This is a genomic window from Halocynthiibacter sp. C4, assembly GCF_028823805.1.
In the GTDB taxonomy this organism is placed as follows: domain Bacteria; phylum Pseudomonadota; class Alphaproteobacteria; order Rhodobacterales; family Rhodobacteraceae; genus Falsihalocynthiibacter; species Falsihalocynthiibacter halioticoli.
Window position 1 is genome coordinate 1,218,985 of record NZ_JAPEIE010000002.1, and the last position, 12,341, is coordinate 1,231,325.

The window sequence follows — 12,341 nt, forward strand, 5'->3', positions numbered from 1 at the left end:
TGTTAGTCAGAAGAAAGAAGATAACCCTCGCCACGAACCGTTTGCAGGAAACGCGGTTGTTTCGGGTCTTCTTCAATCTTACGGCGAAGACGTGTGATTTGAACGTCAACTGCGCGCTCCTGTGCTTGTCCTTTGTCGCGGCCAAGGTCTTCGACAAGGCGGCTTCGACTTAAGGCCTCGCCAAGGTTTGCCGCGAAAATCCGCATAAGCGCGCTCTCCGTAGACGTAAGACGGATCACAGTTTCGCCATTCAAAAGCTCAGAGCGCTCAACGTCATATCGCAATGACCCAAGGTTCACGAATTTCGGCCCGTCTGCGCGGTTTGTTGCATCCGGCATCCGGCGCAGAATGGCGTTTATTCGAAGCAGCAACTCTTTTGGCTCAAACGGCTTGGCAAGGTAATCGTCCGCACCCGCCTCGAGTCCTTTGATCCGATCTTCGGTGTCACCTTTTGCAGTAAGCAATAGTATTGGCGTTGCGAGTGTTTCCCGCAAGCTTTTCGTCAGCGCCACACCATCCTCGCCTGGCATCATGACATCCAGAACGATCATGTCGAACTCAAGACCAGACAAAATGCGGCGGGCGTGTTCGGCGTCGCGTGCGGAAGTCACCCAGAATCCATTACGGATTAGGAATTTCTGTAACAGCCCCCGAATCCGTTCATCATCATCGACAATCAACAGGTGGGCTTCGGCGGCATCGCTCATGTACTTTTCTCCATAAGACTTTTGTACTGCCGTCTTTGCTCGGGGTCCATCATTGCTTCAAGAACCTGTTTGAAACCGGCAACCGAGTCCGGTCCAGCCGCGCGAAACGCCGCGCGCATCCGTGTACGCTGGGCCTCTGAAAGCTCGGCTTCCAGTTTTTCGCCCTCATCCGTTAGAAATAGATGACGTTCGCGTTTGTCACGTTCACCAACACGGCTTTCGACCAACCCATCCGCAATAAGGGTACGAAGCACGCGGTTTAGAGACTGTTTCGTGACGCCAAGGATATGAAGCAAGTTGTTAACAGTGGTTCCCGGGCTGCGATGTATGAAGTGAATCGCCCTGTGATGCGCGCGCCCGTAAGCATAGTTTTCGAGAATGCGGTCTGGATCGGAGGTAAAACCACGATACGCAAAGAACATTGCCTCGATTGCTTTGCGCAGCTGTTCATCCGTAAGAAACAGGAGGCTTTCACCACCAGGCACGCTCGCGCCTTCGACCATTGCAATTCTCCTTATCAAATTCTTGGATTTGATTTTATGTCAGCCTTGTTGACTTTCCAAGATTCAAATAGTAGCAAAGGTCAGTTTTTCAGCAACAAAATGACCGAAACGGACATTTATTGCGCAACAATCGAAAAGCGCGACCAAAAAATCGCGCAACAAGAGGAGTTTACAGATGGCCGGTGGATACGATGACCGCGACGGGAAAATCTGGATGGACGGCAAGCTCGTCGAATGGCGCGATGCAAATGTGCATATTCTGACTCATGCGCTTCACTATGCGTCTTCTGTTTTTGAGGGTGAGCGCGCCTACAACGGCAAGATTTTCAAAAGCGTCGAACACAGTGAGCGGCTTCAGCGCTCGGCCAAGCTGATTGATTTTGAAGTTCCATACTCCGTTGAAGAAATCGAAGCTGCCAAATACGCAACCATGGAAGCCAATGGTCTGACTGATGCCTATGTGCGCGCTGTTGCGTGGCGAGGCGCTGGCGAGGATATGGGTGTCGCTTCGGCCAAAAACCCAGTCCGTTTCGCTGTGGCTGCGTGGGAGTGGGGCAACTATTACGGCGACGCGAAGTTCAAGGGCGCCAAGCTCGACATTTCCAAGTGGAAACGCCCAAGCCCCGAAACGATCCCTTGCGAAGCCAAGGCTGCGGGTCTCTATATGATTTGCACCATGTCAAAGCACGCCGCCGAAGCAAAAGGCTGCTCGGATGCGATGATGTTTGACTATCGCGGTTATGTAGCTGAAGCGACGGGCGCGAATATCTTCTTTGTGAAGAACGGCGAAGTTCACACACCAAAAGCGGACTGCTTCCTAAACGGGATCACCCGTCAAACAGTTATCGGAATGCTCAAGGAAAAGGGTATCACCGTAAACGAACGCCATATTATGCCCGAAGAGCTTGAAGGTTTCGAACAGTGCTGGCTCACGGGTACAGCCGCCGAAGTGACACCAGTTGGCCAGATCGGCGACTATAATTTCGAGGTTGGCGCGCTCGCACGCGATATTTCGGAAAGCTACGAAAAGCTCGTACGCAGCTAGGATTGCGCGCGGTGGATTCTGGCGTATTGCACCATACGTGCATTGCCAGGCTCTGCCGCGTGGCTCCGGCGATGTAGCGAACGGATCGACTCATGCGGGCCGAAACTCCCGAGGTTGCGCCGGACTCTGTTGAACTTTTGAATTAGATTGCTGTCTTCGCGGGTACGCGGGTGATCAAGCAAATGTCTTTTCATGGGACCCTCCAAATCTGGCTGTCCCCCATCCTAGCACAAAACGGCGGTTTCGCCCAAATCTGGCCTTAGAAGCTGCTGTCGCTTTTGCGCTGCTGCGCGCGTTTGAGGCCAAGGTGCCGTTCTCGCAGAATAATCGCAATTCCCGCGGAAATGATGATTGAAGCACCGATGAGCATGATAACCGTGGGTACTTCGTCAAATACGAAATACCCAACGGCAATCGACAGAATCATAGATGCATAGGCAAAGGGTGCGACGAGAGATGCGTCGGAAAGCCGATAGCTTGTCGTCAGGAAAATTTGCCCCAGCCCCCCGAGGATGCCCGATAGCACCAAGAGCAACAACTCGCGCCCGTCAGGCATGACCCAGCCGAAAGGAATGGTAAACAAAGCCATAACCGAACCAGTTACGGAGAACCAAAACACAATTGCGCTTGTCGTTTCTGTCTTGGTCATCTTACGTATGAACACCTGCGCAAGAGCGGCGAAACACGCGCCCATAAGAGCAAGAAGCGCGCCTAGCGCCTCTCTATCGCCAAGCCCACCACCTCCAATGGACAAGCGCGGATAGATCACAACGATCACCCCAATTAGGCCAACAGTCACCGCTGACAACCTGAACACACCGACCTTTTCATTGAGGAACATGGCCGCAAAAATAACCACCAGAAGCGGTGCGGCATAGCCAATCGCCGTAAATTCCGGCAACGGCAGCAAACCGATCGCAGAGAAGCCGAACCCCATTGCGATAATCCCCATGAAACCACGCCACACATGGCCAAGCGGATTAGCAGCACGCAATCCATTCGGAAGGTTGTGCGACATCGCAAGCCAAACAATGATCACGGGAAGCGCAAAGAAAGAGCGGAAGAATACGATCTCTCCCGCCGGGATATCGCCAGAAACCGCTTTGACGCAGGTCGCCATGCCCATAAAAATTGTTACGGACAAAAGCTTCGACAGTATTCCTGCGTAATGGTTCATGTTTGCTCCAGCCCTCAAGGGCATTGGGTTATGTGAGTTGGGCAACAGCCCAGCGCGCGGCATCAGCGACGGTCTCATCCGAATCCTCGAGATGCGCCGCAGCACTTGCGCGCAGCGTTGTGTCACCCGAGTTGCCAATGGCGTAAAGTACGTTGCGGATGAACCGGTTGCGCCCAATCCGCTTAACGGGCGAGCCAGCAAATTTCTGGCGGAACTCTGTGTCGTCCAGAGTTGCAAGCTCGGCAAGTTTCGGCGCGATCAAATCATCCTTGGCCGCATACCGCATTTCGCTGGCCTCAACCGCGAACTTGTTCCAAGGACAAGCTGCGAGGCAATCATCGCACCCGTAGATATGGTTACCCATCAGGCCGCGCAGCTCTTCGTCTATCGGGCCATGATGCTCGATTGTGAGATAGGAAATGCACCGCCGCGCATCGAGTTGGTAAGGCGCAGGAAAAGCATCGGTCGGGCAGACATCGAGACACGCGCGGCAACTCCCGCAGGTCTCGCGCACGCGATCATCAGGCGCAAACTCGACCGTTGTGAAAATCGCACCAAGGAAAAACCAACTGCCAAGATTCCGCGATATCAGATTGGTGTGCTTCCCCTGCCATCCAAGCCCCGCCGCCGCAGCAAGCGGCTTTTCCATGACCGGTGCGGTGTCAACGAAAACCTTGATTTGCGCCTCGGGCTCTTGCTCGATCAGCCACCGCCCGACACGCTTGAGGCGCTTCTTAACAATGTCATGGTAATCACGGTTTTGGGCATAAACGCTAATCGCGCCGCGATCAGGCATCTCAAGTACATCCCGAGGATCGAACTCTTGGGTATAAGGCTCGGCCAACATAATGACCGATTTTGCTTCAGGCCAAAGCGCATCCGGCGCGCCTCTCCAGTGCATACGCTCCGCCATCCACCCCATCTGGCCATGGCGGCCCTTGTCAACGTATTCGGCAAGTCGGGAAGCAATTTCAGGTACAGCATCCGGCCGACAGATGCCCATTTTGGCAAATCCGGCCTCTAGCGCGTAGGCCTCAAGTTTTTCTCGTAAGTCATCACTCAAAAATCAAGGTCCGCATAGTGCTGTGCGGGTGGGTAGCCTGGAATCTGATCCGCCAAAAGCGAACGGAAGGCAGGACGGGATTTGATTTTGGCGTACCACATTTTGACATTCTCGTTGCGGTTCCAATCCACATCCGAAATGTAATCAAGCGCGGAGAAATGCGCGGCCGCCGCGAAATCCGCAAGCGTCATAACATCACCAGCGAGCCAGCGCCGTTGGTCCAGAAGCCAGCCCATATAATCAATGTGATATTTGATGTTTCGCGCACCCGCCTTCACATTTGCGGAGTCGGGATACCCCTGCGACATCACCTTTTTATTTACGCGCTCGTACAGCAGTTTGGAGGTCACCTCATGGTGGAACTTGTCGTCAAACCAGCTCACCATGCGCCGCACTTCAAAACGCTCTGCCGCGCCCTTGGGCAACAACGCTGGCGAAGGGTGCTTTTCTTCGATGTACTCACAGATCGCGCTGCTTTCGGCCATCATCAGCCCATCCATCTTCAGAACAGGCACCTTGGCCGCAGGATTGCGGCGCAAGAACTCGCTGTCCTTCTCCCAATAGCGCTCTTCAACAAGCTCAACCTCCAGCTTTTTCTCAGCGAGACTGAGTCGAACTTTGCGACAAAACGGAGAAAGGGGAACGTGAAAAAGTCGGATCATAGAATGAACACTCTTGCTGGGTTTCTCTCTAATTGCCGTGAAACGACAGGTAGTTCAACCTTCGAAACATTCTGCGCGACCATCCGCGCGAATTGTAGCCGCCCCGTCGGCAATGCTGTTGGCCCGTCGCGACAACCACGAAGACGGATTTGAAGCCGAGCGGCCCTTAGGGTTTGGCAAGACCGCCGCGAGAAGGCTCGCCTGACGGGCTGTAAGCTTTGACGGATGGGTTTTGAAATAATGGTGTGCTGCGGCCTCGACCCCAAATACACCTTCGTCAAATTCGGCAACGTTCAAGTAAACCTCAAGAATACGCTGTTTGCTCCACAAAGCCTCAACAAGAGGGGTCAAACTCGCCTCCATTGCTTTTCGAGGCCATGAGCGACCTTGCCAGAGGAAGACGTTTTTCACGACCTGCTGCGATATGGTCGAGGCGCCACGCTGCCCTCCAGATTCAAGCGCCTCACGGATGGCTTCCATATCAAAGCCCCAGTGAGAGCAGAAATTCGCGTCCTCCGCCGCAACCACGCTTCGGGGCATAACAGAGGCCACATCCTCAAACGCAATCCACGAACGATCAATACCGCCCAATCGGCGCGCTTCCGAAACGATATAAGGTGTTGTCGGCGGCGCAACGAAACCAAAGAGGAAAACAACCACCAATATCAAAACCAAGACGCCCAAAGCGCCACGGACAATCCATTTCCGCGCGCGGCGGAACGGCGCGAATATGCGCCAGCCGCCATCGCTTTCGGGTTTTGCCTTTGGCTTTGCCCGTTTGCTCTGTTTCTTTGCTGGCGCTTTGGCCGGTTTCTTTTTTGCTCGTTTTGCCACGCTTCTAGGAACCATGCATTCGAGGAGCGGTCAAGTCAGCCAAACGCAATTGCGGCCCGATCCGCAAAGGTCGGGCCGCAATAATCTACTCGTGCGATTGGCCGAATTAGGCCCGTGCAGCGTCTGTTTCGTTGCTGAGCGGATGCGGGATATGTTTGAGCATCTCTTTCGGACAAATCTGCACGAAATGCGATTTCTCGATATCCCAATGACGCAGGATTTCCGCAGCTTTAATGCTTCCGGTTTCCTCGACATGGCGCTCGATAAGACCCTTAAGCTGGGCCTCCCAATGATCAACGGTTACAGGGCATGTCACCAATGTTTCCATGTTCATCAGATCGCATGCGCTTCCCGATGGATCATAAACATATGCCATACCGCCGGTCATGCCAGCGCCGAAGTTTGCGCTGATGTCACCAAGGATAACAGCAACACCGCCGGTCATATATTCACAACCCGAAGCGCCACAGCCCTCGATCACAACCTTGGCGCCAGAGTTCCGAACCGCGAAGCGCTCACCAGCACGACCAGCCGCAAAGAGATAGCCATCCGTTGCACCGTACAGGACAGTGTTGCCGATGATAGTGTTGTCAGCAGCCACAAGAGGCGAGTTCATAGGCGGACGTACGACGATTGTACCTCCGGAAAGACCCTTGCCTACGTAGTCGTTCGCATCGCCGGACACTTCGATCTTGAGACCAGGCGCGGCAAAGGCACCAAGAGACTGACCAGCCGAACCATTGAGTTTCACAGTCAGGTGGTCGGCCTGTAGCGAGTTACGCATGCCGAAGTTCTGAACGATGTGGCTCGATGTGCGTGTGCCGATTGTACGGTCGGTGTTTTGCACCGCATACTGAAGCTGCATTTTCTCGCCTTCGTTCAGGAAGCGCGCGGCGTCTTTCACGATTTGCGCATCCAGCGTATCCGGCACAGCGTTGCGTGGTTTGTTGCGGTCATAAACGATGTTATCCGCGCCATCCACTTTGATAAGCAGAGGATTGAGATCAAGATCGTCAAGATGCGCAGAACCGCGGCTCACCTGAGACAGAAGATCAGCGCGGCCAATCACCTCGTCTAGGCTCCGTGCACCGATGCTGGCGAGAATTTCGCGAACTTCTTGTGCATAGAAAGTGATGAGGTTCACAACCTTTTCTGCAGAGCCATTAAACTTGGCACGCAGGTCTTCGTCTTGTGTACATACACCAACCGGACATGTGTTCGACTGACACTGACGAACCATAATACAGCCCATCGCGATCAGCGCGGCAGTCCCGATGCCGTATTCCTCGGCACCCATCATTGCTGCCATCACAATATCGCGGCCAGTACGAAGGCCACCATCCGTACGCAGCGTTACACGCTCACGTAGGTTGTTCATTGCGAGAACCTGATGCGCCTCTGTCAGACCCATCTCCCACGGAAGACCCGCGTATTTGATTGAGGTGGCTGGCGATGCACCTGTTCCGCCGTTGTGACCCGAAATCAGGATCACGTCGGCCTTGGCTTTGGCCACGCCGGCAGCAATCGTACCAACACCCGAAGCCGCAACGAGCTTAACCGTTACCTTACAGCGCGGATTGATCTGCTTGAGATCATAGATCAACTGCGCCAAATCCTCGATGGAATAGATATCGTGGTGTGGTGGTGGCGAAATCAGTGTCACACCTTTTGTCGAGTGACGCAGACGCGCAATCAGATCGGTCACTTTCATGCCCGGAAGCTGTCCGCCCTCACCCGGCTTCGCGCCTTGGGCAACCTTGATTTCAAGCTCTTCGCATTGGTTCAGGTATTCGGCAGTTACACCGAAGCGCCCCGAAGCAACCTGCTTGATCTTGGCAGACGGGTTGTCGCCGTTTGGCTCCGGAACAAAATGCGCCGGATCTTCGCCGCCTTCGCCAGAGTCAGATTTGGCGCCGATGCGGTTCATTGCAACGTTAAGCGTTTTGTGGGCCTCTGGGCTGAGCGCACCGAGGGACATGCCTGGCGTTACGAAACGCTTGCGGATTGCAGTGATGCTCTCGACTTCCTCGATCGGGATGGCTTTTCCAAGTGGTTGGATCGCCAGCAGATCGCGAAGATGGATTGGAGGGTTCGCGCGCATCTTAGCAGAGAACTGCTGCCACAGCTCATAGGACGCTTTGGTACAAGCAGCCTGAAGCATGTGCATGGACTGCGCTTCCCACGCGTGGAACTCGCCGGACTTCCGCGATTTATAGAAACCGCCGATTGGCAGGACATCAGAGCCCCCGCCCCAACCGAGCTTGTGAACAGCCTCGACCTTGCGCTGAATACCCAGCACACCGATACCGGAAATACGGCTAGTAAGGCCAGGGAAATACTCCGCGACCATCGCGCGAGACAGGCCAACGGCCTCAAAGTTCAAACCACCGCGATAGGAGGAAATCACCGAAATCCCCATCTTGGCCATAATCTTGAGAAGGCCAGCATCAATCGCGCCACGATAGCGAGCCACTGCCTCGGTCAGCGTACAATCAATCAAACCGCGTTCGATACGGTCAGCGAGTGAATCCTCGGCCAAATACGCGTTCACGATTGTTGCACCACAGCCGATCAGAACGGCAAAGTAGTGCGGATCGATACATTCAGCAGACCGCACGGAGATCGAACAGAATGTCCGAAGACCTTTGCGCGTGAGATGCGAATGCACAGCACTTGTGGCAAGGATCATCGGCATGGCCGCGCGATCTGGTCCTTGGTTGATATCAGACAGCACGATATGCGCACCACCAGAACGAACGGCGTCCTCGGCCTCGGCACGGATACGATCAAGGCCACGGCGCAACTCAGACGGATCACCGTTTACAGGGAACGTACAGTCGAGCGTAACAACGCTCTGTCCAAGATGCTCCATCAATGAGTCAAATTGGGCGTTGCCGATGAACGGGCTTTCCAGAACGATAATCTCTGTCTGGCTGGAATCCTCATCCAGCACGTTCTTCAGGTTCCCGAACCGTGTCTTGAGGCTCATCACGCGATATTCGCGAAGCGAGTCAATCGGTGGGTTCGTCACCTGAGAGAAGTTCTGGCGGAAGAAGTGGCTCAGCGGACGGTACCGCTCGGAAAGAACCGCGCTTGGCGTATCGTCACCCATAGACGCAATCGCCTCTTTCGCGTCTTCGGCCATTGGCTGGAGAATTTGCTCAAGCTCTTCGACAGTGTAGCCAGCGGCAACTTGACGGGTCCGAAGCTCCTGTCCAGAGAATACAGCCGTCTCGGTTTTGTCGGAAAGCTGATCGTCAAGGTTGCTGATTTTCTGGACCCATTCACCAAAAGGCTGGCTCGCAGCAAGCTGATCCTTGATCTCAGTATCGTGGAAGAGTTTACCGTCCTGCATATCGACAGCAATGATCTGCCCTGGCCCAAGCGCACCTTTCTCAACGACACTGGCTTCTTCGATTGGCACCATACCGGCTTCGGAGCCGGCGATCAGCATGCCGTCGCCAGTTACAACATAGCGCATGGGACGCAGGCCGTTACGGTCAAGACCCGCGCAAACCCAACGACCATCGGTCATGGCAAGCGCGGCGGGGCCGTCCCATGGCTCCATTACGGAGTTGCAATAGGAATACATATCGCGCCACGCTTTTGGCAGCTCAACAGCCTGCTGCGCCCAGCTTTCAGGGATAAGCATCGTCTTGGCCATCGGAGCATTTCGTCCAGCGCGGACAAGAACCTCAAACACAGAGTCAAGCGCCGCAGAGTCAGATGAGCCGCTTGCGATGATAGGCTTGATGTCTTCTGCCATCTCGCCAAATGCGCCGGACGCCATGCGGATTTCATGGCTCTTCATCCAGTTGACGTTACCCTTGAGGGTGTTGATCTCGCCGTTGTGAGCCAACATGCGGAATGGCTGTGCAAGCCACCACTGCGGGAATGTGTTTGTCGAATAGCGCTGGTGATAGATCGCAAAGGCGCTTTCGAAACGTTCGTCCTCAAGGTCAGGATAGAAAACACTCACCTGCTCGGCCAACATCATACCTTTGTAGATGATCGAGCGGCAGGACAGCGAGCAGATATAAAGCTCTGGTACTTGGGCAGCGGCAGCGGCTTTCTCGATCCGACGGCGAATGACATAAAGCTCGCGCTCGAACGTCTCTTCATCAACACCTTTGGAGTTGCTGATCAGGATTTGCTCGATCTCTGGGCGGGTCGCGTTGGCTTTTGCACCAAGGCAATCGATATCAACCGGCACATGGCGCCAGCCGTAAATATAGTACCCCATCCGAAGGACTTCGCTCTCAACGATAGTCCGGCACGTTTCCTGCGCGCCGAAATTGGTACGTGGCAAGAAGACCTGCCCAACCGCAATGCGTTCACCAGCATGCGGCTCGTGACCAGTGCGGCGGATTTGATCTTCGAAGAATTCGGTCGGGATTTGAACGTGGATACCCGCGCCATCACCTGTTTTGCCGTCAGCATCAACAGCACCACGGTGCCAAATCGCACGAAGCGCCTTGATACCATTTTCGACAACAGCCCGCGAAGGCTTCCCGTCAATCGAAACAACCAGTCCAACCCCGCAGGAGGAATGCTCGTCTGTTTCGGAATACATGCCGTTCTCGGCCATCCATTGGCGTTTTGCCTCTTCGGCGGCTTTCCAGTTTTGGTCAAACTTGGTCATGTTCAGTCTCCACATTTGCCCGTTTGGGCACATTCTGGTGCGGGGGCTTGCGCCTCTGTCCGCAAATTATTCGGTTACTCAGCAGCCTGTGCGCTGGAGGAATTCAGGTGATCGAGGATCGACTCGGCAGCGTCGCGCCCATCTTTGATCGCCCAAACCACAAGGCTCGCGCCGCGCACGATGTCGCCAACAGCGTAAACGCCCGGAAGCGAGGTTTCGTGCGTTTTGAAGTTGGCCTTGATCGTGCCCCAGCGGGTCACTTCAAGCGCCTCTTCGCCCCAAAGTGTCGGCAGGTCTTCTGGCATGAACCCAAGCGCTGCGACCACAAGATCGGCTTCTTCTACGTAGTCCGCACCCTCAATCACCTCTGGTGACTGGCGACCGGATACATCCGGTTTGCCAAGGCGCATCTTCTGAACCAGCACGCTTTCAACCGTATCGCCGGTGAAGCCCTTCGGCGCTGAGAGCCATACAAATTCCACGCCTTCTTCTTCGGCGTTCTGAACCTCGCGCTGGGAACCTGGCATGTTGGCCTTGTCACGGCGGTAAAGGCATTTCACGCTCTTTGCACCCTGACGGATCGCGGTCCGTACACAGTCCATCGCGGTATCACCACCGCCAACAACCACAACGCGCTTACCTTCAGCATTCAGGTCACCGCCGTCAAACTCCGGCACATCATCGCCAAAGCTCTTTTTGTTAGACGCTGTGAGGTAATCAATCGCTCGAACAACGCCCTCTGCACCGGACCCCGGCGCTTGGAGGTCGCGGGACTTGTAAACACCGGTCGCAATCAGAACCGCGTCATGCTGCCCCTGAATGGCTTGGAATGTAATGTCTTCGCCAACGTTACAATTCAAAACGAATTTCACGCCGCCTTTTTCAAGCTGTTCGATCCGTTTCTGAACCACATCTTTTTCGAGTTTGAAGCCGGGGATGCCGTATGTCATCAACCCGCCCGCGCGATCATAGCGATCATAGACAGTTACTTGTACACCTTGGCGGCGCAGAACATCAGCAGCGGCAAGTCCGCCAGGACCAGCGCCGATAATGCCAACGCTTTCGTCACGCTCAGAAACCGGCACAATTGGTTTCACCCAGCCGTTCTCCCAAGCAGTGTCGGTCAGATATTTCTCAACCGCACCAATGGTGACTGTTTCGTGGCCGGATTGTTCGATCACACAGTTGCCTTCGCAAAGACGGTCTTGCGGACAAATACGACCACAGATTTCGGGGAACGTATTCGTAAACTGGGAAGTTTCGTAGGCTTCCTGTAGACGCCCTTCGGCAGTCAATTTGAGCCAGTCAGGGATGTTGTTGTGCAACGGGCAGTGGCTCTGACAATACGGCACACCGCATTGGCTACAACGGCTAGCTTGCTCTGCGGCTTTTGCTGCGGCAAATTCGGCATAGATCTCGTCGAAATCCTGTTTACGCTCTTCTGCTTCCCGTTTGGTCGGCATTGCGCGATTAAGCGACACAAATTTTAGCATTGGCTGTTTTGCCATGGCGGAGCCTCCGAAATCTAAGTGGAAGCACCTTTTACGCAAGGCCAGAACAAAAGAAAAGGCAGCATTGCTGACCTATATACGAAAAAACGACATGATTTGTGACATTTTTTATAGCGCCCCCTGCATTTTAGGTAAGCTAAAGTTACCTATTTTCCCACTTTCCATTTATTTACAAATGGTTAACCTGTGGGGAAGTT

10 protein-coding genes are annotated in these 12,341 nt (G+C 54.4%); 1 reads left to right on the forward strand and 9 read right to left on the reverse strand.

What is annotated here, in order from left to right:
• Nucleotides 1-2 precede the first annotated feature (2 nt).
• Together OU789_RS13225 and OU789_RS13230 are read right to left on the reverse strand one after the other, a co-directional pair.
• The gene (locus OU789_RS13225; RefSeq protein WP_274655988.1) at nt 3-707 is read right to left on the reverse strand and encodes a response regulator; all 705 of its coding nucleotides are present in this window, start codon (nt 705-707) and stop codon (nt 3-5) included.
• Complete coding sequence (locus OU789_RS13230) at nt 704-1,210, reverse strand: MarR family winged helix-turn-helix transcriptional regulator (protein ID WP_263951961.1); 507 nt, start codon at nt 1,208-1,210, stop codon at nt 704-706. The genes OU789_RS13225 and OU789_RS13230 overlap by 4 nt, the downstream gene beginning before the upstream one ends.
• A gap of 175 nt (nt 1,211-1,385) precedes the next feature.
• Between OU789_RS13230 and OU789_RS13235 the strand changes: the two genes are divergently transcribed.
• Nucleotides 1,386-2,255 (forward strand): branched-chain amino acid aminotransferase, encoded by an 870-nt coding sequence (locus OU789_RS13235; protein WP_263951960.1) that lies wholly within the window; start codon nt 1,386-1,388, stop codon nt 2,253-2,255.
• On the opposite strand, the gene OU789_RS13240 is transcribed toward OU789_RS13235, so the two are convergent.
• From OU789_RS13240 to OU789_RS13270, 7 genes are all read right to left on the reverse strand, one after another.
• A complete protein-coding gene (locus OU789_RS13240; RefSeq protein WP_263951959.1) occupies nt 2,252-2,449 on the reverse strand; it encodes a hypothetical protein in 198 nt (65 codons plus the stop codon). The genes OU789_RS13235 and OU789_RS13240 overlap by 4 nt on opposite strands.
• Before the next feature lie 65 nt (nt 2,450-2,514).
• The gene (locus OU789_RS13245) at nt 2,515-3,432 is read right to left on the reverse strand and encodes a DMT family transporter (RefSeq protein ID WP_263951958.1); all 918 of its coding nucleotides are present in this window, start codon (nt 3,430-3,432) and stop codon (nt 2,515-2,517) included.
• Between the two features lie 28 nt (nt 3,433-3,460).
• Entirely contained in the window at nt 3,461-4,435 is a 975-nt protein-coding gene (gene queG / locus OU789_RS13250) for a tRNA epoxyqueuosine(34) reductase QueG (RefSeq protein WP_446719186.1), read from the reverse strand.
• A gap of 56 nt (nt 4,436-4,491) precedes the next feature.
• Nucleotides 4,492-5,157, reverse strand: a complete 666-nt coding sequence (gene fzlA / locus OU789_RS13255) for an FtsZ-binding protein FzlA (protein ID WP_263951956.1) — start codon at nt 5,155-5,157, stop codon at nt 4,492-4,494.
• Nucleotides 5,158-5,211: 54 nt separating this feature from the next.
• A complete protein-coding gene (gene mtgA, locus OU789_RS13260; protein ID WP_446719177.1) occupies nt 5,212-6,006 on the reverse strand; it encodes a monofunctional biosynthetic peptidoglycan transglycosylase in 795 nt (264 codons plus the stop codon).
• A gap of 91 nt (nt 6,007-6,097) precedes the next feature.
• A complete protein-coding gene (gene gltB, locus OU789_RS13265; RefSeq protein WP_263951954.1) occupies nt 6,098-10,633 on the reverse strand; it encodes a glutamate synthase large subunit in 4,536 nt (1,511 codons plus the stop codon).
• Nucleotides 10,634-10,707: 74 nt separating this feature from the next.
• The gene (locus OU789_RS13270; RefSeq protein WP_263951953.1) at nt 10,708-12,141 is read right to left on the reverse strand and encodes an NAD(P)-dependent oxidoreductase; all 1,434 of its coding nucleotides are present in this window, start codon (nt 12,139-12,141) and stop codon (nt 10,708-10,710) included.
• Nucleotides 12,142-12,341: the final 200 nt, after the last annotated feature.